This window comes from Halomonas sp. DP4Y7-1, from assembly GCF_019800705.1.
Lineage (GTDB): Bacteria > Pseudomonadota > Gammaproteobacteria > Pseudomonadales > Halomonadaceae > Halomonas > Halomonas litopenaei_A.
Genome location: NZ_JAHVKS010000011.1, coordinates 75,954 through 99,952, shown reverse-complemented (window position 1 = coordinate 99,952; position 23,999 = coordinate 75,954). Strand labels below are relative to the sequence as shown.

The following is a 23,999-nucleotide window of genomic DNA, read 5'->3' as shown; positions in this document are numbered from 1 at the left end:
ACACTCTACCCTGTACCTACCCCACCGGAACCACACCATGCAACTCTCCGCACTGACCGCCCTCTCCCCCGTCGACGGCCGCTACGGCAGCAAGGCCGAATCCCTGCGCGAGCATTTCAGCGAATTTGGCCTGATTCGTGCCCGCGTCACCGTCGAGATCCGTTGGCTCGAGCGCCTCGCCGCTCACCCCCAGATCACCGAGGTGCCGGAATTGTCGGCCGCAGCCACCGCCTTCCTGGACGGCCTGGTAAAGAACTTCAGCGAAGCAGACGCTTCACGCATCAAGGACATCGAACGCACCACCAACCACGATGTGAAAGCGGTGGAGTACTGGATCAAGGAAGCGATCGCCGACAACGCAGAGCTGCATGCCGTTACCGAGTTCGTGCACTTCGCCTGCACCAGCGAGGACATCAACAATCTGTCCTACGGGGTAATGCTGCGCGATGGCCTGGACAGCCTGCTGCCCACCATGCGCCAGGTGGCCGACGACGTTGCACGACTGGCAGCCGAGCACGCTGAAGTGCCGATGCTCTCGCGCACACACGGCCAGACCGCCAGCCCCACGACGCTGGGCAAGGAAATGGCCAACGTGGCCTACCGCCTGCGTCGCCAGCTCAAGCAGATCGAAAGCGCCGAGGTGCTGGGCAAGATCAACGGTGCGGTCGGCAACTACAACGCCCACCTGGCGACCTACCCGGACATCGACTGGGAGGCCAATGCTCGCACCTTTGTCGAAGGCCTGGGTCTGACCTTCAACCCGTACACCACCCAGATCGAGCCTCACGACTATATCGCCGAACTGTTCGATGCGGTCTGCCGATTCAACACCATCCTGATCGACTTCGACCGTGATGTATGGGGCTACATCTCGCTGGGCTACTTCAAGCAGCGCACCGTGGCCGGCGAGATTGGCTCCTCGACCATGCCCCACAAGGTCAACCCGATCGACTTCGAGAATTCCGAAGGCAACCTGGGCCTGGCCAATGCCATTCTTGCTCACCTGGCCCAGAAACTGCCGATCTCCCGCTGGCAGCGGGACCTGACGGACTCCACCGTGCTGAGAAACCTCGGCGTCGGTCTGGCCTATGGCCTGATTGCCTACCAGGCGTCGCTCAAGGGCATCAGCAAGCTGGAAGCCAACCCCCAGCGCCTGGCAGAAGATCTCGACGCCAGCTGGGAAGTGCTGGCGGAGCCGATTCAGACCGTCATGCGTCGTTACGGCATTGAAAAGCCTTACGAGAAGCTCAAGGAACTGACCCGCGGCAAGCGCATCGACCAGGCCGGTTTCGCCGCCTTCATCGATGGTCTCGAGCTGCCGGAAGCCGTCAAGGCAGAGCTCAAGCAACTGACCCCAGGCAGCTACATCGGCAATGCCGTGGCACAGGCCCAGGCGCTGCCTCGCCACTGACCCGGCGGCGGCCTCACGCAGCGTCTGTTCGCGACGTTGCTGTGCTCGCGGCAGCTGTCAGACCCGTTCTCACCCCACCCTATGGTGGGGTGAGGCGTATTCAGTCCTTGCCCTTGCACTCATCACATGCTCGACTGCCCAGCGAGCCGCTTCTCACCATCATCAGGAATCATCATGTCAGCCGATACCCCTCTTACCCTGCTCGGCGGCCTGTCAGCCGCCGATTTTCTCCGGGACTACTGGCAGAAGGCGCCACTGCTGATTCGTGGCGCCTTCCCTGACTTCGACAACCCCCTGTCTCCCGATGAGTTGGCAGGACTAGCCTGTGAAGACAATGTCGAGGCGCGTCTGGTGGAAGAACAGGGCCCCGAGGGTGCCTGGCAGGTCAGCCACGGCCCCTTCGATGACAGTACCTTCGCACGCTTGCCGGAACAGGATTGGACCCTGCTGGTGCAGGCGGTCGACCACTATGTGCCGGACGTCGCGGCGTTGCTGGAAGAGTTTTCTTTCCTGCCACGCTGGAGACTGGACGACATCATGGTCAGCTATGCCCCTCCCGGCGGGAGCGTGGGGCCCCACGTCGACCAGTACGACGTGTTTCTTGTCCAGGGCAGTGGTCAACGGCATTGGCAGCTGGGTGGCAAGGTGGCGGACGATGCACCGATCATCAAGGGCATCGATCTACGCATCCTCGAGACATTCGACATCGACCCCGACCACGATTGGGTACTGGAACCCGGTGATATGCTCTACCTGCCCCCGGGCTGGGCGCATCATGGGGTCAGCCAGTCGGATGACTGCATGACCTATTCCGTCGGCTTTCGAGCCCCGTCTGCCGATGAAGCGATCACCTCCTTTGCCGACTACCTGGGTGAGCAGCAGCCAGCGTCCAAGCGCTACAGCGATGCCGGCATGCCACCGTCCACGGATCCTGGAGAGCTCGACAGCGCCGCGCTGGAGCGCATGCGAGCGCTGATTCTCGACACCATTGACGACCCCGCTCAGCTGGCACAATGGTTTGGCCGGGTGATGACCCAGCCCAAGTATGTCGACCAGCTCGCCCCCAGCGACACGCCCACCCCTGAGGATGAGCTTGTCACTGCACTACAGGAAGGCGACATCCTGGTCACCGCGCCTGGCTCGCGCTTTGCCTGGCATGCCATCAGCGCTGACCGAGCCACCTTGTTCGCCGACGGCGACGGGATCGAATGCGATCTGGCGCTGGCGCAAGACATCGCAGGCCGTAACGAGTTCGATGCCAGCCTGCTGGATCACCCCGATGCCCCGCGGGTACTGGTCAAGCTGGTGGACGCCGGTAGCCTGGGCTGGCCTGTCACAGACGACGAATGGGACGAGGAGGAGGACCATGACTGAGGTCACCATACAGCACGGAGGCTGGGAGCAGCTTGGCGAGGCTGCCAGCGAGATTCGCCACCGCGTATTCGTTATCGAGCAGAACGTTCCCCTGGAGGAGGAATGGGACGGTCGAGACCCGCAATGCCTGCATTTTCTGGCCATCCGCGGTGAGCAGGCGCTGGGTACTGCCCGGTTGCTGCCGGACGGCCACATCGGTCGCGTCGCCGTCCTGGCCGAAGCCCGCGGACTCGGCGTTGGCGTTGCGCTGATGCGGGCAGCCATTGATGCCGCACGCGAACAGCGCTTCAGCCAGGTCGAGCTCGCCGCACAGACACAGGCGCTAGGCTTCTATGAAGCACTTGGCTTTGTCGCGGAAGGCGAGGTCTTCCTCGATGCCGGAATACCGCATCGCAACATGACGCTAACGCTCGCCACCTGATTCCTTCCCCACCCTGATACCTCAGGAAATTCGACTACAGGAATACCTCGCAATGACGCATTCCTGTAGTCGGACTACAACGTTGTATTACCCCAAGTACCAATAGCAAACCCTCATGCTGCTGGGCCATAGTCTGTTCCATGGCGCGGACGAAGGGCCACTACAGGAAGGTAACTCGCCTACTTTGTAGTCATCCTGATCCGCCGCGCCGAAACGGGACCACGGCTGCAGTATCATTCACTGGCTGGGTCGAAAAATACGACTACACTTCGCAGATGCAGCATAAGGCGGACAGCACTTCTGCTGCATGGCACTGAATCAGCACGACACCGATGCCAGCACTGGGCAACGACAGGACTGGCAGAGAGAACAGAGGCAGTGTGCTGCATGTGGCACCGCGATAGTCGCTTCATCACAACATCAGGACGGCCAGACCATGACCTTTCGTGAAGAACTGAAGACACTGACCCAGCTTCGTGAAGCCCAACGCGGCAAGTGGGACAACATCGACCCGCACAGCGCTGCCCGCATGCGCGTGCAGAATCGCTTTCGCACCGGCCTCGATATCGCTCGCTACACCGCCGCCATCATGCGTGAAGACATGGCCGCCTATGATGCTGACAGCGCCAACTACACCCAGTCCCTGGGCTGCTGGCATGGCTTCATCGGCCAGCAGAAGCTGATCTCCATCAAGAAGCACTTCGGCACGACCAAGCGTCGTTACCTCTACCTGTCCGGCTGGATGGTCGCCGCCCTGCGCAGCGAATTCGGACCTCTGCCCGACCAGTCCATGCACGAAAAGACCAGCGTCGCCGCCCTCATCGAGGAGCTCTACACCTTCCTGCGTCAAGCTGACACCTGGGAGCTCAACCACCTCTTCCGCGCCCTGGATGACGCCCAACAGGCCGGCGACGACGCCAAGGTCGAGGAGTTGACCCAGCAGATCGACAGCCACCAGACCCACGTGGTGCCGATCATCGCCGATATCGACGCCGGTTTCGGCAACGCCGAAGCGACCTACCTGCTGGCCAAGAAGATGATTGAAGCAGGCGCCTGCTGCATTCAGCTCGAGAACCAGGTGTCTGACGAGAAGCAGTGCGGACATCAGGACGGCAAGGTCACGGTGCCCCACGAGGACTTCATCGCCAAGATCAACGCCGTGCGCTACGCCTTCCTCGAACTGGGCGTCGATGATGGTGTCATCGTGGCCCGAACCGACTCTCTCGGTGCCGGTCTGACCCAGAAGATCGCAGTCACTCAGGAGCCTGGCGATCTTGGCGATCAGTACAACAGCTTCCTGGATGGCGATGAGATTGCCTCTGCCAGTGATATCGACAACGGCGACGTGGTCATCAAGCAGAACGGCAAACTGGTCAAGGTCAAGCGACTGGCGTCCGGCTTGTATCAATTCAAGCCCGGCACCGGTGAAGACCGGGTCGTGCTGGACTGTATCACCAGCCTGCAAAACGGAGCCGACCTGCTGTGGATCGAGACCGAGAAGCCCCACGTCGGGCAGATCGCCAGCATGGTCAACCGCATTCGCGAAGCGGTGCCCAATGCCAAGCTGGTCTACAACAATTCACCGTCCTTCAACTGGACGCTGAACTTCCGCCAGCAGGTCTTCGACGCCTGGGAGAGCGAAGGCAAGGATGTGTCTGCCTACGATCGCGCCGACCTGATGAATGCGCGCTACGACGAAACGGAGCTGGGTCAGCTGGCTGACGAGTGGACACGCAACTTCCAGCGTGATGCCTCCCGGGAAGCCGGTATTTTCCACCATCTCATCACGCTGCCGACGTACCACACAGCCGCGCTGTCCACCGACACGCTGGCCAAGGGCTACTTCGGTGACGAGGGGATGCTGGCCTACGTTGCCGGGGTGCAGCGTCGCGAAATTCGCGAGGGGATTGCCACCGTCAAGCATCAGGACATGGCCGGCTCCAACATTGGCGATGACCACAAGGAGTTCTTCCACGGTGATGCCGCACTCAAGGCTGGCGGCAAGGACAACACCATGAACCAGTTCGGCTAAAAAGCGGTAGATTGGGCTGCGGCGCCCCGGACTGCCAAGTGGCGGTCCGGGGCGCACTCGTCTGGGCGGACACACCGGCGAACATTTTCAGTGCCCTTTCGTCTCCCTGCTGCTTGTGATGCGCTGCACAGAGCTCCTTGCATCAACATCTTCTTGCATCAACATCTTCTTGCATCAACGCTAGCCAAGGACAGGCGCGCCAGCACACTCTTGTTGTCAGGAAAGCGCCAGCACTGCGACATTACCTTATCGACGGCGAGTCACCGCTGGGGCGCTTTCGGCCCAACAAGCGTCGGGAGTGGCCCGGTAAGCGGGAACCAAAACCCTGTGATAGCTTCTAATGAGGCACTAGACTATTATCGAACAGCGTTTCGCAAGCCAAGGGCTACGCCATCATCCCGGGCAGAACGCCCTGCTGCGACGCAACTGCATTCAAGGAGAACACCCATGAAGATCACACTGCTGCCCGTCCTCGCCATCAGCGCTCTGACGCTGGCAGGCTGTACTGCCACCAACCAATACTCCGGCAACGTTTACTCTGGCAATCAGGCGCAGACAGCCCAGAATGTCCAGGTCGGCACCATCACCGCCCTGCGCCGCGTGCAGATTCAAGGCGACAGCGCTGCCAGTGGCATTCTCGGCACCGGCGGTGGTGCCATCATCGGTGGTCTTCTCGGCAACCAGGTCGGCGGAGGCTCCGGCCGCACCATCGCCACTGCCGCGGGCGCCATCGGCGGTGCAGTCGCAGGTAACCAAATCGAAAAAGGCGTCAACCGCACCGATGCCTGGGAGATGGAGATTCGCAAGGACACTGGCCAGACCGTCGTCATCGTGCAGAAAGCAGATCAGGCCTTCCAGGTCGGTCAGCGCGTCCGCTTGATTGGCAGTGGTTCACGCCAGAGCGTTGCTCCCTACTGAGCCGACATGCTTGAGATGGCCTCCTCCCGCCATTAGACCAAGCCAACATGCAAACACCCCATAGCGACGCTATGGGGTGTTTGTGTATCTCGCGTGCGCTTGGCAGGCACTTCACCATCGACAGCCTAACGCCCCTTCCGCCTTCAGGGCGTCACAGAACTGGGTCAGTGCACCTTGCCCATGACCCAGCAGCCCAGCTTGCAGGCCACCAGAGCAATGACGCCAATCACCAGCATGGTCATCAGCATATCGATGGGGAAGACGATAAAGGTAGCGCCCAGAACCGCCAGGGCCGGGCACCAGATCCAGCGATCGTCGTCACTGCGCAGTACCGACGGCAACAGCCCGTCGAGCACGCACCCAAGCCCTTTCTCCCAGGACTTGATCATAACCGCCAGCAATACCGCAAAGGCCAGCACCCAGATAAGTAGCGATGTCATATCGTAGCTCCGCAAAAACAGCGTGGAAGGCAGGATGAAAAATCTCCCCTGAGGGTATCCCCACCATCGGCACTGCGCAACAGCACCATGGGTGGGCACCCGCGTGAATCCTGCTCAGGATATGACCACGTAAGGTGAAAAATGTCCCATTCCCCTGACAGCCCCCGCACCGTCGCGTTACCATGCGTCCTCACACGCACTCACCAAAGGTTCATCAATGCAAATTGCGCAGAATTCCGTTGTCGCGTTCCACTACACCCTGACCAATGACGCAGGTGAAGTGCTGGACAGCTCGGAAGGCCGCGAGCCGCTGACCTACCTCCACGGCGCCGGCAACATTATTCCGGGTCTGGAAAAGGAACTCGAAGGCAAGGCCGCGGGCGACAAGGTCAACGCCAAGGTCGCTCCCGCCGAAGGTTACGGTGAGGTCCAGGAGCAACTGGTCCAGGAAGTGCCGCGCGATGCCTTCCAGGGCGTCGAGAGCATCGAGCCGGGCATGCAGTTCCAAGCCCAGACCCAGGGCGGTCCGCTGATGGTCACCGTGACCCAGGTGGAAGGCGATACGGTTACCGTTGACGGCAACCATCCGCTGGCAGGCCAAAACCTGAACTTCGACGTGGAGATCGCCGAAGTTCGTGAGGCTAGCCAGGAAGAAATCGAGCACGGCCACGTGCACGGTGAAGGCGGCCACGAGCACTAAGGCTCGCCACGATCACCGCGCTGCTGCGCTTTACCCGCAGCGACATCGCGGCATATTGAGCCAGCGCTAGATCCCAGGATCAGCGAATCGGCTTAGCCCTGATAGGGCAGCAAAGGACAGCTTAGGCTGTCCTTTTGCATGTCTGGGCACTGCTCAGCAGAAGGCCCGCGCTGGCGTCTTCTCCCTGCTGGCGCTCAATGCCTGTTAGCGCTGCCCTGTTGTTAGCCTTTCGCTACCCTTTCGCTACCCAGTCGTTACCCTGTTGCCGCCCTATGGTGACGATAGGACGGCCCCTTAGGTCGCCTCCCCTTCCTGTCGCTGCCCTGCCTTTACGGGAATAGTGGCGACGCGCGATCAGGGATTGGGCGATGACTGGGGTGAGATCGCCTTCAGGGTGTGATAACCACCCCAGAGTCGCGTGGCCGTCGTCAGCAGACACGCCCCTGCAAAGACGACCGCCAACGTCGGGAAGTGACCGGGCCACAGACAAAAGGCGATCAACGCCAGCACGGTTTCGGTACCCTCGGTCAATCCGTGGAGGTAATAGAAGGCTTTGCGCTGAAAGCGTGGACGCTCCAGATCATGTCGGGCCGCCATGATGGCGAAGGCCAGAAATGATGTCCCCGTGCCGATGAAAGCGAACAGCAACAAGGCCGCCGGCAGCGCATTCTGCTCGCTATCGGCCAGAGCAAACCCCAGCACGACGCTCGCATAGAAAACGAAGTCGAGGCCGATATCGAGAAAACCTCCCGCATCGGACGCACTGTTCAAGCGGCGCGCCAGAGCTCCATCGAGACCGTCTGCCACACGATTCAAGACAATTGCCAGCAGCGCCCAACCGTAGGCCTGAATCGCCAGCAACGGCAGCGCCATCATGCCGATGGCGAAGCCTGCCAAGGTCACGTGATCTGGGCGTACCTGGGCACGCTGAAGCAGTGTGACCAGAGGCTTCAGGGGCCCTTGGGTTTTCGGCATGGTCCAGCGATCTAGCATTATCAGTCTCGGTAAGAGGAAGGGTATCAAGGGTGAAAAGGCGCACGGCGGAAACCTCCGCCGTGCGCTCTTGAGTGACTCGCTCGTCAGGGACTAGGCCGCGGTATCGTTGGCAGCTCGCGTCGCACCGTCCGACTTGGTCACCGCGTCGGCCTCCCCGGATGACGCGGCCTGATCCGCCTCGGCGCCACCTCTACGCCAGCGGAAGTAACGCTCAAGGTAGCCAAGCACACGTTCGGGCTTATGGGCATTCTTCCAGACACCAGCGGCCGCCTTGACCGCTTCGGAGTGGGTCGGATAAGGGTGAATGGTCCCCAGCAGCTTGTTGAGCCCGATGCCACGCGTCATCGCTAGAGTGAATTCCGCCAGCATCTCTCCTGCTCCGGCACCCACAATGGTTGCCCCAAGGATGCGGTCCTTGCCAGGTACGGTCAGCACCTTGACGAAGCCAGTCGTGTCACCTTCAGCGATGGCCCTGTCCAGTTCTGACAGTTCATAGCGCGTCACCTCGAAGGCTACGCCCTGTTCCTCGGCCTCACGCTCGTTGAGACCGACCCTGGCCACTTCAGGGTCACAGAAGGTCACGGCGGGCAGTGCCTTGTAGCTCACCGTGAATCGCTTGAATTCACCGAACAGCGCGTTGACGGTGGCATGCCACGCCTGGTGGGCGCTGGCATGGGTCAACTGGAAAGGCCCGACCACATCACCACACGCCCAGACATTCGGCAGAATGGACTGCAGACCACCGTCCACATCCAGGGTGCCATTATCGCGAGTGCCTACGCCTAGCGCCTCGAGGCCCAACCCCTCTACGTTCGCCTGGCGCCCCACCGCCACCAGCAGCTGGTCAAAGGCCAAGTGCTCAATACGGGTCTCTCCACCGTCGTTGATCTCTACCTCAAGACGGTGCTCGCCGTTATCGCCTGCCAGCACCTTGAGCGCTCGGGTCGACAGATACAGGTGCACACCGCTGGCTTCAAGCCCGGCTGCCGCTTCACGCGCCACATCCGAATCCTCACGGGGCAGCAGTTGAGGCCCCATTTCGACCAGCGAGACCTGACTGCCCAGCCGAGCGAAACTCTGCCCCAGCTCGCTGCCGATCGGACCTCCCCCCAGCACGACCAGTCGCTTGGGCAGCGAGGTCAACTGCCACAGGTTATCCGACGTCAACACCTCAATGTCGTCGATTCCCGGAAGCGGCGGAACCCTGGGCCGCGCGCCGCTGGCAATAATGACATGCCGCGTGGTCAGCACCTGCTCCCCCACCTGCACGCGCCAGGGGTCAAGAAGCCGAGCCTCCCCCTCGACCACATCCACACCAAGCCCCCGATAACGCTCAGGGCTGTCATGGGGCTCCACCTCAGCGATGGCACCGTGTACATGCCCCATCACCGCGGCGAAATCTACCTGGGGCTCGCCAGCGCTTACGCCATAGGCAGGCGCCCGACGGATGTCCTCCGCCGCCCGGGCGGCGCGGATCAATGCCTTGGACGGAACGCAGCCCGTATTGAGACAGTCGCCCCCCATGCGATGGCGTTCGACAAGTGTCACCTTGGCCTTCACCGCCGCCGCGATATAGCTCGCTACCAGGCCAGCAGACCCCGCCCCGATGACCACGATATCGCGATCGAAGCGAGCTGGACGCTGATAGGCTGACGCCAGGCGACGACGCTTGAGCACGCCCACCAGCGCCTTGGCAAGCCAAGGGAACAGGCCAATCAGCACGAACGACAACACCAGACCCGGCGACAGAATCCCCGACAACGAATCCAGATCCCCGAGCTCACGCCCGGCGTTCACGAACACGGCGGTTCCCGGCAACATGCCAAGCTGGCTGACCCAGTAGAAGGTCGGCAGACGCATCCGGGTCAGCCCCACCACCAGGTTGATCACAAAGAAAGGAAAGATGGGGATAAGACGCAGGGTGAAGAGATAAAAAGGGCCCTCTCGATCAATGCCGGCATTGATCCGCGAGAGCTGCCGGGAAAAGCGCGTTTCCAGGCTCTGGCGCAGCAACGTCCGGGCAATCAGTGCCGCCAACGTTGCGCCCAGCGAACTGGCAAACGACACCAGCAACAGCCCAGCCCAGAAACCAAACAGTGCACCGGCCAGCAGTGTCAGCAATCCCGCCCCTGGCAGCGACAGGGCAGCCATCAGTACGTAGATCGCGAAAAAGCCTCCCGCCACGGTCCATGGATCGTCATGGAACCACTGCTGAAACTGCGCTTGCTGCGACTTGATGGCCTCCAGGGTAAAGGCATCGTTGGCGCCGGTGGCGAAGAAGCAGACAACCGCGAGAGCGATCACTGCCAGCAATATCCATTTTTTACGGGTCACCCGTCTCTCCTTCTCGACTCGGTAGGGCACAGGGGCCTGGGCAACAGACGTCACGATCTCGCCGTGCTTCAGTAGCAAGACGCTTCTCGCTGGCTCAGGGCCAAGGCATCACGATGCCTTCGAGGTTAGCAGCAGCGGCTATGTCGCGGATAGCCGCCCTAGCCTTACGGCTGAAAATGCAAAGATTCTGAATTTAGCTGAGTCGTCCTGTAAGGAAGGACCTGCCACACTGACCAAACCTGCGGAAGGTCACCTGCACCCTGGACACTAAACGGAGTGAATTGATGCGAATTCCCCTGATCCCACGAAGCGTCATTGTTGCCGGCATGTTGACTGGTGCCACGCTGACAGCCCCCGCGGCCTTTGCCGATCAGCAGACGGCTATCTTTGGTGGGGGCTGTTTCTGGTGCATGGAAGAAGCGTTCGACAAGATCGACGGCGTCGAGGCGACCGTATCGGGCTTTGCCGCCGGGAACACAGAGAACCCGACCTATCAGGCGGTCAGCGCTGGGGGGACCGGCTACGTGGAAGTCGTGCAAGTCACTTACGACACCGACAAGCTCGACTACGAAGACCTGCTCTACGTCTACTGGCGTAACATTGATCCCTTTGTCGCCAATCGGCAGTTCTGTGACGAAGGTGACACCTATCGCTCTTCATTGCTGCCGCTGAACGACGAGCAGCGCAGCCAGGCGCAAGCAAGCCGAGACGCCATCGCCGAACGCTTTGATCAGCCTATCGAGACCCTGATCGAAGACCCTGGCACCTTCTATCCGGCCGAGGACTATCACCAGAACTACTATCAGAACAACAAGGTTCGCTACACCTTCTACAAGAACGCATGCGGTCGCCCGGATCGCCTCAAGGAGATCTGGGGCGAAGAAGCCATGCCCCACACGACCCCGGGTCAACAGGCGACCTCCTGAGCCCTTGCCATGAAGGCCGCTCTGGGGCTCCTCTGCAGGAGCCCATTACCCTCACGGCCCCTCTCGACCGACGTGGACGAGAGGGGACGCTGTCTTCCTGACAGCTCTTGGCCAGCAGGTCTATACGGCAGAAAGGTGGCGGGTGGCGCCGGCCGGCTAATGACTGCCGGACGTCGCCACGGCGATGTTGCGTGCTTCTTCTTGCCGCTGACGCCGACACAAGCGCCAGCTCAGCCATCCCGTCACGGCAAGTACCCACCAGCTGGCGCCGATCACACCGGTCCACCCCTGCCACAGCCAAAATGGCTCCAGCCATAGCGGCCCCAGGCTCGCACCCAGATAGTAGAAGACCAGGTAAAGCGCCGACGCGCTGCCCCGTCCCGTCTTGGCCTGGCGCCCGACCCAGCCTGATGCGGTCGCATGGCACAGAAAGAAGCCAAAGGCACTGACCATCAGCGCCAGCACGATCACGCTGAGGGACTCGACCAGCGTCACTCCCAGCCCCACACTCACGATCCCGATTCCCAGCAGCATGGTGCCCGGCGCACCAAGCCTGGCGACCACCCGGGCTGACAGGGTCGAGCCAAGGGTGCCGCCCAGATAGGTAAGGAACAGCAGCCCCAGCCAGCGAGGGCCAAGCAGAAACGGGGATTCTGCCAAACGGAACGTCATGTAACTGTACTGGTTGATGAATACCAGAAAGTTCAGCCCCCCAATCAGATAGGCCGGCCACAGCCATGGATTGCCAAGATGCGACCTCATCTGTTGCACCGCGCTGGACACGCGAAATGGCTGGGGCTTGAAGCTCCTGGCGGCAGGCAGCAACCACCAGAACAACATCGTGCCTGCCAGCGTGACCACCGCCACCGAAACGAAACTTGCCTGCACCCCCTGCCACTCACCGATGACGCCGCCCAGGATGCGCCCGCCGATACCTCCCAGGGTGTTGGCGGCGATATACAGTCCTACCGCACGGGTCATGGCCTGAGGGGAAAATTCGTCCCCCATCCATGCAATGGCGACGGCCGGCAAACCGCCCAGCGCAAGCCCCTGCAGCACCCTGGCAGCCAGCAGGCTCTCCAGCCCCGGAACAAAGGCAATCAACAGCGTCGCCAAACCCACCGCGGCCAGACTGACCTTCATGATCGCACCGCGCCCAATGGCGTCGGATAGCGGGCCATATACCAACAATGACAAGGCCAGCGTCAACGTTGCCAAGGACATGACCAGGCCGATCATCAAGGTCGATGCACCATATGCCTCTCGCAACATGGGCAGCAAGGGCTGGGGTGCATACAGGTTGATGAACACCAGCATGGAACCCAGACACAGAGCCAGTGTCGCTCTGCGCCAGGTGGGCGTATCGGCATGAATCATGAAAGTCTCCTTTGGCAAACGCTATCATCCATGCTTCACTTCCATCACACCAACAGAAGAAAATGATGCTCACCATCAGATTGACTTATGAGTCTACCCTTTGATCTCAGGTCGCTGGCTGTTTTCGTTGCCGTGGTCGACCATGGCGGCTTCAGCGCTGCCGCTCGTGCGCGACATGTAGCCCAATCTGCCGTCAGCCAGACCATCGCTTCACTGGAACAACGCCTGGATACGCCGCTGTTCAAACGTCAGGAACGCCCCATACAGCTGACTCCAGAGGGTGAGGTGCTGCTGCAGCATGCGAGGCGTCTTCTTGACGATGCCAGCGCCACGGAGCTCGCCATGCGGGAACTCAAGGGCCTGGTCAAGGGTGAGGTCCGCATCGGCATTCCTTCCATGCTGGGCTCCTATTACCTGCCCCCGCTGCTGATGGGATTTGCCGCGCGTCATCCCGGCATCCGCATGACCGTCATCGAGGCAGGCGCACGCCGCCTGCAAGCCCTGATCAAGGAGCGGGAACTGGATTTAGGCATCGTGGTGGAAGACGGCACGAATCACGACCTGGAGACGGAAACCCTGCTGTGTGAAGAAATGGTGATCTGTGCCCCTCGCGACCATCCTTTTGTGTCACAAGGCCAGGTCAGTGCAGCGGAGTTTCTGTCACAGCCGCTGGTGCTGTTTCAGGACGGCTACTTTCATCGAGAGTTTGTGGACGCCATGGCCCGCCAGCTTGGTATGGCACCTCAACTGGCGTTTCAATCCAACCTGATTCCGCTGACCAAGGCTATCGTGCGCCAAGGCTTCGGCATCACCACATTTCTGCGTCGGGTCGTGGACGAAGACGACCTAGCCGCCGTGTCCTTTTCGCCGCCAGCCATGTTGACCTTGTCCCTCGCCTGGCAGCCCCAGGGGTACCTGTCGCGCGCCGAACGGGCCTTCATCGACTACGCACTGGCCAACCGCCACGGGCTATGACCAAGCCGCAAGCTGTAGAGTTGACGACATAAAAGAGGCAAGCCATCAGGCTTGCCTCTTTTATGTCCATCTCACGATTCACAGGACAGCATCATGGGGCGCAGGCCATAACCAGCGACCTGAGCAGCCGATTGTCCGCCATCAAGCGCTATCAGCCGCCAAACTGTGCCGGGTTGTAGGCAAACTGTCGCATGCTCAGATGTGTCGGCTCGAGCGGGCGGCGCGCCTGCCAGTAATAGCGGCGCCAGTAGCTGTTGTCGAGCTTGGAAATCATGACACCGCGTGAAGAAGACGCGTGCAGAAAACGCCCCTGCCCGACGTAGATGCCGACATGACGATTGCCAGGAGGCTTGAAGAAGACGAGATCACCGGGGGACAGCTGATCGCGAGTGATGGGTTCGCCCATGTGAAGCTGGCTGCCGGTAGTTCGGGGAAGCTCAACCTGGAAGGCGTCGCTGAAAATGTTCTGCACCAGCGCCGAACAGTCGATGCCACTCATGTTGGTGCCACCAAACCGATAGGGCGTTCCCGCCCAACGATCGTGTTCTGCCATCAGGGCCTCACGAATCGCGGCGGCTGGATCATCCAGGAAGCTGCCGCCGGTATTGGGCACTTCAACCGGTGACATTCGCGAGGCGGCTCGCTCCGCCAATGTCGGCATGTCTCTGCTGAAATAATCGTTCTGGGCAGTATCCTGTTGACTCGCACATCCGACCAACAGGCCAAGCATCATCATAGCCGCTGTCACGCGGCAGGTCTGGGCGACGCTCATGCGACACACACCTCATTCCCTGAACCGGACCCGCTGACGACAGATCCGGCGCCCAAGAGCCCCTGTGGAAGTGACGCACTAGTGCCACTGCCACAATACCCTCAGCTACGCTAGTGGATCGACGACCCCCTTCTTTACGGGGGGCCTGACGAAAGTTCTCATGGATAGTAGCCAAAATAATCTGTTATGACGATAGATCAGGACAATTTTTTGGCACTTTTTTTCTGTTGTTCCAAGACGATCAGTGCAGGGTTCGACCATCTCCCGGCAAAGTATCAATATGCAGAGGTGCCCAGTGTCGCGGGCGCGCCCCCGGAAAGTCCAGGCTCGCCCAGGTTCCCGCGAGGGGTGGAGCTCCCGACAACCAGGCGATCAAAGCCTGTCGAAAACTGGCCAGAAATGACTCACGCTCTGGCGTCTCACCCATGAAGAACGAGAATCCTGCGTACAGCCCTCTTGCGTAGTCCTGCCAGCCGGCATAGTGGGTAGATGCCAACTGATAGGCCCGTTCAAGCAGGGCCAGAAAGTCTGGCTGTGCCAGCCACCCAAGCTGTCGACCGGCAATGGCAAGGTCGACGGCCTGTGCCAGATCCCAGGCACACATGTCGATATCGTTGCAATGGTCGGCATTGTCGCGAACACGCAGCAGGCGCAGCAGGTGATTACGCTCCTCCTCATTGCACTCCCCGGACTCAAGAGTGGCAATCTCGGAGTTCAAGCGCGCGGCATTCAGGGTGTAGGGCGCATAGTTGATCTGATACTCCTGACGATCTCCCACATCGAGCAGAAAGCGCACGAAATCGATCAGCTCCGTCGCCGTGTGCAGCCCGTAATGGCCATCGATCCAATCGCGGATCGACGCACCCTCACGATCGCTCTCTGGCTGAGGCAGACTCCAGGAGGCGGTATTCAAAGGTCCGACCAGAGACAGCGCCGTAAAATGCATCAGACTGGGCCGCTCTCCCGGCTCTCGCCAGTCCCCGCCCTGCCAGGTCAGCCAATGAAACAGACTGCCAGGATCGTCCAGGTGCCAGCGAATCTCATGACTCAACGTCGGCTGTTCAGGCTCCGGTAGCAGACTGTCCCAGGTCGCCCACGCTTCGAGTAGCCGCTTTGGCGAACTGTAAAAACGGCACAGGACATCACGCAGTGCTGCCGCCATTTCCTCAAGACTGGCAGCATCAAACTGCTCACTATCCATGCTCATCAACAGGTAGAAAGCGTACTTTTCCGCCATATGAATGGTGGCCGAGTGGCGCGTGGCCTTGGCCAATCCGTCACGTCCGGAGATGTCGCCAGCGGGCGCATCACCAAAGGGGGTTCGGGCGGAGGGCAAGGCACGATGGGCAGCGTCGGCCGCCAGTTGGTTAAGATGGTGGGCCTGGGCCGGTAACCAGTAGCGAACCAATGCCCGGGCCCCTTCGTCCGGATGCAGGTCCAGCGTCTCGACCAGATACTTGCGGGCTTCATCTCGGCGGGACTGCACCAGTGTCGGCGGCGGCCCTTGGCGCGCAGCCAGTTCGGGCTCGCGCACCGAGGCCAGGGCGAGCACCCAGTGCCGCGGCGATAGACGAAAGCCACGGGCGGCCTCGCGTGAGGCCTCAATCATGCCTTCGTCCAGCAGCTCCGCCAGACTGTCCTGCCAGGGGCTCAGGGGAGAGCCCATCAGCCATTGCGAGTCAGCGGCCAAGCTGGGAAGCCGGTCCTGACCTTCGAACAACCCACGCCCCCGCTGGTAGGACCGTGCCAACGCGCTCCAATCACTGTAACGACGCTGCACCAGGTCGGCAGCGTGATAGGCCATCAGAGCTGCGTCGCTGGGGGACAGCCAGCCCATGCAGGCGCCCGCCCAGGCCAGGTCCACCGCACGCAGCCAGTCCCAGGCGGCCCACTCCAGCGGCTCGCCCTGGTCGATGTAACGGCACAGTAGGCGGCCGTAGGCACGCTCCTGGGGGCCGAGACCTTCACACCAAGCCTGTCGCTCTGCGGTGCTGACACTCATCAGTCGCGAGGCGTCGATATCCCACCCCTGCCGGTCGCCTTGGCTCGTCAGCCAGAGCAGCGCCCGCTCAAGATCCTCGACACAATGAATCTGCCAGACCTCAGCCAGCCAGGTATCGACACCCTGCCAGTCGTGCTGACTGGCTGGCGTGACCAGCACGGGAGAGAAGGCAGCACGCAAGCGCCAGACACGATCCTCGGGACTATCCGGCCATAACGGCCCGACAGATGCCTGGGCGAGGCCCTGCTCCAGCAGTGGCCAGGTGATACCAGCCCCCTCGCCTTCCAGCTTGGACAAGGCTCGGCAGGCATCGAGCAAACCTTCGTCGCCGTGCAACCAGCCTTCCCGACCACGCGCCTCGCACAGGGCCTCAAGCCAATCATCCAGGCTGTCGTAGCGGCGCTGAATCTCGCGGCAGCGATTGACGGCCCAGGACCGGGCGACATCGGCTGTCAGCCAACCGGCCGCCCCACCCAGCGCAATCAGCTCCAGAGACGCCAGCAATTGCGATGCGGATGCATGACCGGCCGCATCCAGCTCAAGCAGACGCCAGGCCAGCTCACCTCGATCCACCACTTCAATGGCAGCCAGGCGCTCAAGCGCCGCCTCTTCCGGCAACGTCAAAGGGTCAGGCATGAAAGCCCAGTCACACAGCACCAGTTGCTGCGCCCACCAGGCATTGAGCGGATCAACCAAGTCTCACCTCGCTGGAACACGAATATCCGGCCGGCCCGGCAGAAGCCTGCTACGGCGTTTCACTCTTCACTATGTTGCGTCGCCGTCTCTACACAACCGTGCTTGTCGACAGGCAACCCCGCAGTGGCCGCAGAGCCAACGTCGCAGGCGGTGGCAACAAGACGGCGACATAGTGTACCGGAAACTGCTCGTCGCGCCGATGCCAATGTCCTGTTCGAGGGGTGAACGATGGTCGTGCTGTGCGCTTCCACCGGATTCTTCAAACAGCCGTAAAAAATTATGATCACGCCCCTTGGCGCCATGTTTCAAATAATGCACACTCGTCAATCATGAGATAACACCTATTCCCTGACTTTCGCGGAGCCCCCCATGTCCAACGCTCAGGACCTGATTATCGACAAGGCATACATCGGCGGCCAATGGCGTACCACCGACCGTCGCTTCAGTGTGACCAATCCCGCCACGGGTGCCGTTCTGGCAGAAGTACCGGACCTCGGTGCCGATGAGGTGAAAGAGGCCATCGGCGCCGCTGATCAGGCCTGGGCTGGCTGGAAGCGCAAGACCGCCAAGGAGCGCTCCGCGCTGCTACGCGCCTGGTTCAACGCGATCATGGACCATCAGGAAGCCCTCGCCGAGCTGATGACCCTTGAGCAAGGCAAGCCGCTGGCAGAGTCTCGCGGCGAAGTGGCCTACGGGGCTGCCTTTGTCGAGTTCTATGCCGAGGAAGCCAAGCGCATCGCCGGCGAGACGCTGCCAGGCCACGGCCAGGACAAGCGCATTCTGGTATTCCGTGAACCGGTCGGCGTGGTCGCTGCCATCACCCCGTGGAACTTTCCGCTGGCCATGATCACCCGCAAGTGCGCCCCTGCTCTGGCAGCGGGCTGCACCGTGGTGGTGAAGCCGGCGGAGGCGACCCCTCTGACCGCCCTGGCGCTGGCCAAGCTGGCAGAAGAGGTCGGCATCCCCGCTGGTGTCATCAATATCGTGACCTCCAGCTCGCCTCGCGAAGTGGGCCCCGTGCTGACCGGTGACGCTAGAGTGCGCAAGGTGTCTTTCACCGGCTCTACTCCGGTAGGCAAGATTCTGCTGGCCCAATGCGCAGATACCGTCAAGAAGGCTTCCATGGAGCTAGGTGGCAACGCTCCCTTCATCGTCTTTGATGACGCTGACCTGGACGCAGCCGTGGAGGGCGCCATTGCCTCCAAGTACCGCAACTCCGGTCAGACCTGTGTGTGTACCAACCGCTTCCTGGTTCAAGACGGGGTGTACGATGCCTTCGTCGAAAAGCTGGGCAAGCGCGTTGCCCAGCTCAAGGTGGGCAACGGCCTGGAAGAAGGCGTGGTCCAGGGCCCGCTGATCAACGCGGCCGCGGTGGACAAGGTGCAATCGCATATCGCTGACGCCCTCGACAAGGGTGCGCGTCTGGTGACCGGTGGTGAAGCTCTGGAAGGCACCTTCTTCCAGCCCACGGTGCTGGCCGATGTCACCACCGCCATGCGCGTGGCCAAGGAAGAAACCTTCGGCCCGTTGGCCCCCATCTTCCGCTTCAGCAGTGACGATGAGGCCATCGCCATGGCCAATGATACCGAGTTCGGCCTGGCTGCCTACTTCTACGCCAGCGATTACCGTCGCATCTGGCGCACCATGGAGCAGCTGGAGTACGGCATGGTCGCCATCAACGAAGGCATCCTGTCTACCGAACTCGCGCCCTTCGGGGGCGTCAAGGAGTCGGGTCTTGGTCGCGAGGGTTCGCGCCATGGCCTCGACGAATACACCGAACTCAAGTACGCCTGCGTCGGCGGCCTGTGAAAGCCGGGCGACCAGCCGTCTGCCTCATGCCACGAACACCAGAGGAACACTTGAGTTAGACCGTGCATCCTCACCACATAATATGCCGGGACGCGCACTGCGCGTCCTGTCGTTAACGTCTACCCTGAACACACTCTCTCCACACTGCAGGCACAAGGAGTCTGAAGATGTCCAACGCACAACTGAACGAACTCAAGCAAAAGTACGTGGCCAAGGGTGCCGCCAGCCCCGCGACCGCCTTCGCAGACCATGCCAAGAATGCGGAACTGTGGGACGCCGACGGCAACCGTTTCATTGACTTCGCCGGCGGCATTGGCGTCCTCAATATTGGTCACTGCCACCCCAAGGTGGTCCAGGCGGTCAAGGACCAGCTGGACAAGGTGATGCACACCTGCCAGACCGTGATGCCCTATGAAGGCTACGTCAAAGTGGCCGAGAAGCTGGCCGAGATCACCCCGGTGCGCGGCGATGCCAAGGTCATGCTCGCCAACTCCGGCGCCGAAGCGCTGGAAAACGCGGTCAAGATTGCGCGTGCCGCGACCGGCCGCAACAACGTCATCTGCTTCGACGGTGGCTACCACGGCCGTACCTTCATGACCATGGCCATGAACGGCAAGGTGGCTCCCTATGCCAACGACTTCGGCACCATGCCGGGCTGCGTCTTCCGCGCCGGCTACCCGGTCGCTGAGCACGGCATCAGCGAAGAGGAAGCCATTCGTCGCCTGAAGATGGTACTGAAGACCGACGCCAACCCGGCCGACACCGCGGCCATCGTGCTTGAGCCTGTGCTGGGCGAAGGTGGCTTCTACCCGGCTCCGCAGAGCTTCCTCGAGAAGATTCGCGAGATCTGCGACGAGCACGGCATTCTGATGATCATCGACGAAGTTCAGAGCGGCTTCGGTCGTACCGGAAAAATGTTTGCCATCGAACACAGCGGCGTTCAGCCCGACCTGATGACCATGGCCAAGAGCATGGCAGCGGGCATGCCGATCTCAGCTGTGGTCGGCACTGACAAGCACATGGACGCCTCCGGCGCCAACTCGCTGGGTGGCACCTATGCCGGTAGCCCAGTGTCCTGCGCCGCCACCCTGGCGGTACTAGAGGTGTTCGAAGAAGAGGATATCCTGGCCAAGAGCCGCGCGCTGGGTGACAAGCTGGCACAACGTTTCGCCCAGTGGGCCGAGACATTTGACGCTGTCGTGCACCCCCGCAACCTCGGTTCCATGGCCGCCTTCGAACTGAACGGCAAGGATGGTCAGCCGGCCCCCGAGCTGGCCGCTGAACTGTGCAAGCGCGCTCGCGAGAACGGCCTGATCCTGCTGTCTTGCGGCATGTTCGGTAACACCATCCGCTTCCTCATGCCGGTCACCATCGAGGACGCGGTTCTCGAAGAAGGCCTTGGCATCATCGAGAACGACCTCAAGGCCATGCTGGGCAGCACTGCCGCCGCCACGGCGTAATGCTCAGACACTGACGGCCCACCGTCGTCATGCCTCGACGCCACCGGCTGATGCCGGTGGCGTTGTTGTTTGGGGGCAGTGAAACAGCAGCAATGCTCGCCCTTGCGGGCAGCCAGATTGGAAAAAACGTGCCCAAACAAGCTACGGTAAAGCCTCACTCATGGACGCGAGGGACCCGACCATGCAAGAGGATGAACTAGGCAATATGGGCGTTGCGGCACTGACGGAACATTACCGCAATGGCAGCGTCTCACCGCTGGAAGCGACTCGAACCGCTCTGTCCAGGATTGAACGCTTTAACCCGACCGTTAATGCCTACACCTATATCGATGCCGAAGGCGCCGAGAAAGCCGCAACAGCCTCGGCACGGCGATGGGGGCAAGGCAAGCCACTCAGCCCCATCGACGGCGTACCGGTCTCCATCAAGGACCTGACCAACGTCGCGGGCATGCCAACGTCAAATGGCTCGCTGCTGGGATCTCGTCAGCCCTGTGACACTGATGCGCCACCGGCCCGGCGACTGAGAGAGGCCGGCGCTATTCTGCTGGGCAAGACCAACACGCCGGAAGATGGCTGGAAGGCGGTCACCGATAACCGCGTGTTCGGTGCCACCTGCAACCCCTGGGACACTCGCCTGACGTCCGGCGGATCGTCGGGAGGTGCTGCCGCAGCTGCCGCCCTGAACATGGGAGTGCTGCATCAAGGTGGCGACTCTGGCGGTTCCATTCGCATACCCGCCGCCTTCTGCGGCGTCTTCGGCTTCAAACCAAGCTTTGGCTGGACACCGCAGTGGCCGCCAGCGGAGGCCCCGACGCTTTCCCATATCGGCCCGATCACGCGCACGGTGGAAGACGCCGCCGCCATGCTCAACGTCATTGGCCGCTACGACTACGTGGACCCCTATGCTACCCGAGGTCAGCCGAGCGACTGGGGCCAGGACCTGGGCCAGGACTTGCGCGGTCTGCGCATCGCCTTCTCCACCGATCTCGGCTTCGCCGACGTGGACCCTCAGATCGTCGCCAAGGTCAGAGAGGCCGCTCACCACCTCGAAGCCTTGGGTGCCGAGGTCTGCGAGGTCAACCCAGACCTCCCGTCGCCCCTGTGGATCTTTCAGCGACTGTGGTTTACCGCCTCACTGGAGATGGTCTCGCAGCTCAGTGATGACGACCGTGCCAAGCTGGACCCCGGCCTTTACGAGAATGCCTTGCGCGCAGAGGACTGGAAGGCCGTAGAGCTCTTCCGCGCGCAGGCCGCCCGGGCCGACCTAACGATGCGCCTGGAACAGTTCAATCAGGACTATCACCTGCTGATGACCCCATCCGTGCCCATCAGTCCCTTCGAGATTCACCACCAGGTGCCTCCGGGAAGTGGCATGCGCGACTGGGAGGAATGGGCGCCCTTCTCCTACCCCTTCAACCTCAGTCAGCAGCCCGCAGCGTCGGTTCCCTGCGGCTTTACCGAACAGGGACTGCCGGTCGGTTTTCAACTGGCGGGAGGCAAGTACGATGACGTCAGGGTGCTCAGGGCGTGCCACGCTTACCTGCAGGCACACCCACCCCGCTTTCCCTCCCTGCCTGACCCCGCCCGTCATGCAGGCTGAAGGGCGCTCGCCATCGACGCCAAGGGAAGAGATCAAAACTTAAACACAACATAATGGCGCTGCCACTTCAGACCCACCACTTAACCCAATGACAAGCCCCTTCCAGCGCCCTACGCGTATGAGAAAAGCGAAGGTATCCCGACCTTCGCTTTTCTCCACCACCAGATTGGCGATTTAGTGGCATTCAAACTCCGCGACGAGCCCTGTCGAAGGAATCCTCATGGGAATACCATTTACCACACTAGGAACAGATGAGACGAATGCATCATCCTCATTTCCCGTTATGGTATAGTTCGAGTCGCCACATACCTCTTCAGCCTCTTCTCTCACATTGTCCATGTGATCCGATTTTGATGCCCAAACATTACCACTACTCGTCACTCTGTATTTATGCGGCCCGATATTTTCGGAATGGGCTATTGAGCATGCTGAAATCAAGAAAATACAACATAGCGCGATGATAAATATAAAAAAATTTCTCACAACTTGATACTCCTTATTCTTGGAATAACCTGGTAAACATGAGTATGCGCAGCATCTGAGGCCACTTCTCACTAGCACAACCGTCCTCGCCTATTTTGAGAAAGTATCCTTCACAGGCTGCCTATCGACTATGCAAATCTCTAACTCGACCACACCACACATAACCATCACAAACTTGACCTAGATCAAAACCCATGAGGCAAAGAAAGCGTTCCACCTCTATATTAATGAGCACACATACTTTACCCCACGTCATTAATTGGAAGCTTATCCCATACCGTGGAAGACATAGTTTGCTAGCCAGAAACAACGAATACACGGCTTCACCTAGTCAGCAAGGCCGTTGTACTAACGACTAACTCCGGACCCTATCTTGAAGAACACATCATGGTGCACGTTATCATCGAGTAAAAACGGAGCAACCGAGTGATAGCAAGTCTGCTCGAGCGGTGACCGCAGGCGACCAATCGAAAAATGACTCACTATGGATAGCCCGATGACAGGTATCCTGCATATCAGCGCAATATCGTCACCGCATGCCTCCCCGACCAGGTAAACGGCGACCTTCATCATCTGTCGACCACGGGCCGAAACCTCTATCGCTGCTTTGAAACACCCTGCAACGCTGCCTCAGCGGTAAGCGTCATGGCGAAGAGCGCCTACCGGGCAGCCATGGCGTGAACAAGAGAACCGGCGTAACGAGATGCCTAGCCCGCCCAAACGCCAAGGGCCCGGTGCAATGCACCGGGCCCTTGGCGTTTGGGCGATGATGACGCTCCTTATGAGGCCATATCACCCCTCAACGGTCGTGAGTGAACGCTAACCTCGTAGCTTTCCCACGCCCCACAGCAATACCACGGCACCTACCACGGCCGTCACCAGTGAGCCGATGAATCCTCCACTGGAAAGCCCAACCAGGCTAAACAGCAGGCCACCGATCAATGCACCAACGACACCAACCCCGATATTGCCAAGCAGACCGAAACCACCGCCACGCATGATGTTACCTGCGATCCAACCGGCCAGTCCGCCAATGATCAACCACGCGATAAAGCCCATTGCGTTCTCCTTCGTCGCTGAATGAAAGCTTGCGGTTCTGCGGTACAAGCCCCCCAGCGGCAGATCCCTTGGCCGAGGAGCAAGACCTTCAGGCGTGCCCTAGAGGCCATCGCCCATGCATTTACAGCTATACCATTACATTCATGCATACGAAAGTAGCGATCTGTATCTCTAGCCATGCAAGAGGAGGCCTGGCTAAGCACCAGCAGCCCCT

18 protein-coding genes are annotated in these 23,999 nt (G+C 60.7%); 11 read left to right on the top strand and 7 right to left on the bottom strand.

Annotated elements, in window-relative coordinates; genetic code table 11:
• Positions 1-37 precede the first annotated feature (37 nt).
• The 5 genes from purB (at position 38) to KUV72_RS17995 (ending at position 6,156) form a co-directional block, all read left to right on the top strand.
• The gene (purB, locus tag KUV72_RS18015) at positions 38-1,411 is read left to right on the top strand and encodes an adenylosuccinate lyase (RefSeq protein ID WP_222239295.1); all 1,374 of its coding nucleotides are present in this window, start codon (positions 38-40) and stop codon (positions 1,409-1,411) included.
• A 174-nt stretch (positions 1,412-1,585) separates the two neighbouring features.
• Entirely contained in the window at positions 1,586-2,785 is a 1,200-nt protein-coding gene (locus KUV72_RS18010) for a cupin domain-containing protein (RefSeq protein WP_222239294.1), read from the top strand.
• Positions 2,778-3,206, top strand: coding sequence for a GNAT family N-acetyltransferase (locus KUV72_RS18005; RefSeq protein ID WP_206944377.1), 429 nt, complete (start codon positions 2,778-2,780; stop codon positions 3,204-3,206). Before KUV72_RS18010 ends, KUV72_RS18005 begins: the two co-directional genes overlap by 8 nt.
• 436 nt (positions 3,207-3,642) lie before the next feature.
• Complete coding sequence (locus KUV72_RS18000; RefSeq protein WP_206944379.1) at positions 3,643-5,238, top strand: isocitrate lyase; 1,596 nt, start codon at positions 3,643-3,645, stop codon at positions 5,236-5,238.
• Positions 5,239-5,685: 447 nt separating this feature from the next.
• On the top strand, positions 5,686-6,156 hold the full coding sequence (locus KUV72_RS17995; protein ID WP_222164235.1) for a glycine zipper 2TM domain-containing protein: 471 nt from the start codon (positions 5,686-5,688) through the stop codon (positions 6,154-6,156).
• Between the two features lie 164 nt (positions 6,157-6,320).
• Here KUV72_RS17995 and KUV72_RS17990 read toward each other — a convergent pair whose 3' ends face one another.
• Complete coding sequence (locus KUV72_RS17990) at positions 6,321-6,596, bottom strand: hypothetical protein (RefSeq protein ID WP_222239293.1); 276 nt, start codon at positions 6,594-6,596, stop codon at positions 6,321-6,323.
• 217 nt (positions 6,597-6,813) lie between these two features.
• Here KUV72_RS17990 and KUV72_RS17985 point away from each other — a divergent pair, with 217 nt between their 5' ends.
• Positions 6,814-7,296 carry a peptidylprolyl isomerase gene (locus KUV72_RS17985; RefSeq protein ID WP_045992921.1) on the top strand — a complete coding sequence of 161 codons (483 nt, stop codon included), beginning with the start codon at positions 6,814-6,816 and terminating at the stop codon, positions 7,294-7,296.
• 354 nt (positions 7,297-7,650) lie between these two features.
• Here KUV72_RS17985 and KUV72_RS17980 read toward each other — a convergent pair whose 3' ends face one another.
• A complete protein-coding gene (locus KUV72_RS17980; protein WP_222239292.1) occupies positions 7,651-8,289 on the bottom strand; it encodes a CDP-alcohol phosphatidyltransferase family protein in 639 nt (212 codons plus the stop codon).
• A 93-nt stretch (positions 8,290-8,382) separates the two neighbouring features.
• Positions 8,383-10,626, bottom strand: coding sequence for an FAD-dependent oxidoreductase (locus KUV72_RS17975; protein ID WP_222239345.1), 2,244 nt, complete (start codon positions 10,624-10,626; stop codon positions 8,383-8,385).
• 284 nt (positions 10,627-10,910) lie between these two features.
• On the opposite strand from KUV72_RS17975, the gene msrA reads away from it, so the two are divergent.
• Positions 10,911-11,552 (top strand): peptide-methionine (S)-S-oxide reductase MsrA, encoded by a 642-nt coding sequence (msrA, locus tag KUV72_RS17970; protein WP_222239291.1) that lies wholly within the window; start codon positions 10,911-10,913, stop codon positions 11,550-11,552.
• A 156-nt stretch (positions 11,553-11,708) separates the two neighbouring features.
• Here msrA and KUV72_RS17965 read toward each other — a convergent pair whose 3' ends face one another.
• Complete coding sequence (locus KUV72_RS17965) at positions 11,709-12,929, bottom strand: MFS transporter (protein WP_222239290.1); 1,221 nt, start codon at positions 12,927-12,929, stop codon at positions 11,709-11,711.
• Positions 12,930-13,016: 87 nt separating this feature from the next.
• Here KUV72_RS17965 and KUV72_RS17960 point away from each other — a divergent pair, with 87 nt between their 5' ends.
• Positions 13,017-13,904: a LysR family transcriptional regulator gene (locus KUV72_RS17960; protein ID WP_222239289.1), complete on the top strand. Its 888-nt coding sequence runs from the start codon at positions 13,017-13,019 to the stop codon at positions 13,902-13,904.
• 151 nt (positions 13,905-14,055) lie between these two features.
• On the opposite strand, the gene KUV72_RS17955 is transcribed toward KUV72_RS17960, so the two are convergent.
• Together KUV72_RS17955 and KUV72_RS17950 are read right to left on the bottom strand one after the other, a co-directional pair.
• Entirely contained in the window at positions 14,056-14,565 is a 510-nt protein-coding gene (locus KUV72_RS17955) for a C40 family peptidase (protein ID WP_261317556.1), read from the bottom strand.
• A 352-nt stretch (positions 14,566-14,917) separates the two neighbouring features.
• Positions 14,918-17,374, bottom strand: coding sequence for a DUF1266 domain-containing protein (locus KUV72_RS17950; RefSeq protein WP_222239288.1), 2,457 nt, complete (start codon positions 17,372-17,374; stop codon positions 14,918-14,920).
• Positions 17,375-17,743: 369 nt separating this feature from the next.
• Here KUV72_RS17950 and KUV72_RS17945 point away from each other — a divergent pair, with 369 nt between their 5' ends.
• From KUV72_RS17945 to KUV72_RS17935, 3 genes are all read left to right on the top strand, one after another.
• Positions 17,744-19,183, top strand: coding sequence for an NAD-dependent succinate-semialdehyde dehydrogenase (locus KUV72_RS17945; protein ID WP_222239287.1), 1,440 nt, complete (start codon positions 17,744-17,746; stop codon positions 19,181-19,183).
• A 167-nt stretch (positions 19,184-19,350) separates the two neighbouring features.
• Positions 19,351-20,643, top strand: coding sequence for an aspartate aminotransferase family protein (locus KUV72_RS17940; protein ID WP_206944392.1), 1,293 nt, complete (start codon positions 19,351-19,353; stop codon positions 20,641-20,643).
• A gap of 181 nt (positions 20,644-20,824) precedes the next feature.
• A complete protein-coding gene (locus KUV72_RS17935; protein WP_222239286.1) occupies positions 20,825-22,243 on the top strand; it encodes an amidase in 1,419 nt (472 codons plus the stop codon).
• A 1,302-nt stretch (positions 22,244-23,545) separates the two neighbouring features.
• On the opposite strand, the gene KUV72_RS17930 is transcribed toward KUV72_RS17935, so the two are convergent.
• Positions 23,546-23,785 (bottom strand): GlsB/YeaQ/YmgE family stress response membrane protein, encoded by a 240-nt coding sequence (locus tag KUV72_RS17930; RefSeq protein ID WP_206944395.1) that lies wholly within the window; start codon positions 23,783-23,785, stop codon positions 23,546-23,548.
• Positions 23,786-23,999: the final 214 nt, after the last annotated feature.

What these genes read in the sequence shown, in the direction of transcription:
- purB (WP_222239295.1), top strand. Translation starts at nt 38, where the DNA reads ATGCAACTCTCCGCACTGACCGCCCTCTCCCCCGTCGACGGCCGCTAC.
- KUV72_RS17995 (WP_222164235.1), top strand. Translation starts at nt 5,686, where the DNA reads ATGAAGATCACACTGCTGCCCGTCCTCGCCATCAGCGCTCTGACGCTG.
- KUV72_RS17940 (WP_206944392.1), top strand. Translation starts at nt 19,351, where the DNA reads ATGTCCAACGCACAACTGAACGAACTCAAGCAAAAGTACGTGGCCAAG.
- KUV72_RS17985 (WP_045992921.1), top strand. Translation starts at nt 6,814, where the DNA reads ATGCAAATTGCGCAGAATTCCGTTGTCGCGTTCCACTACACCCTGACC.
- KUV72_RS17980 (WP_222239292.1), bottom strand. Translation starts at nt 8,289, where the DNA reads ATGCTAGATCGCTGGACCATGCCGAAAACCCAAGGGCCCCTGAAGCCT.
- KUV72_RS17945 (WP_222239287.1), top strand. Translation starts at nt 17,744, where the DNA reads ATGTCCAACGCTCAGGACCTGATTATCGACAAGGCATACATCGGCGGC.
- KUV72_RS17930 (WP_206944395.1), bottom strand. Translation starts at nt 23,785, where the DNA reads ATGGGCTTTATCGCGTGGTTGATCATTGGCGGACTGGCCGGTTGGATC.
- msrA (WP_222239291.1), top strand. Translation starts at nt 10,911, where the DNA reads ATGCGAATTCCCCTGATCCCACGAAGCGTCATTGTTGCCGGCATGTTG.
- KUV72_RS18010 (WP_222239294.1), top strand. Translation starts at nt 1,586, where the DNA reads ATGTCAGCCGATACCCCTCTTACCCTGCTCGGCGGCCTGTCAGCCGCC.
- KUV72_RS17965 (WP_222239290.1), bottom strand. Translation starts at nt 12,929, where the DNA reads ATGATTCATGCCGATACGCCCACCTGGCGCAGAGCGACACTGGCTCTG.
- KUV72_RS18000 (WP_206944379.1), top strand. Translation starts at nt 3,643, where the DNA reads ATGACCTTTCGTGAAGAACTGAAGACACTGACCCAGCTTCGTGAAGCC.
- KUV72_RS17990 (WP_222239293.1), bottom strand. Translation starts at nt 6,596, where the DNA reads ATGACATCGCTACTTATCTGGGTGCTGGCCTTTGCGGTATTGCTGGCG.
- KUV72_RS18005 (WP_206944377.1), top strand. Translation starts at nt 2,778, where the DNA reads ATGACTGAGGTCACCATACAGCACGGAGGCTGGGAGCAGCTTGGCGAG.
- KUV72_RS17960 (WP_222239289.1), top strand. Translation starts at nt 13,017, where the DNA reads ATGAGTCTACCCTTTGATCTCAGGTCGCTGGCTGTTTTCGTTGCCGTG.
- KUV72_RS17935 (WP_222239286.1), top strand. Translation starts at nt 20,825, where the DNA reads ATGCAAGAGGATGAACTAGGCAATATGGGCGTTGCGGCACTGACGGAA.
- KUV72_RS17955 (WP_261317556.1), bottom strand. Translation starts at nt 14,565, where the DNA reads ATGCCGACATTGGCGGAGCGAGCCGCCTCGCGAATGTCACCGGTTGAA.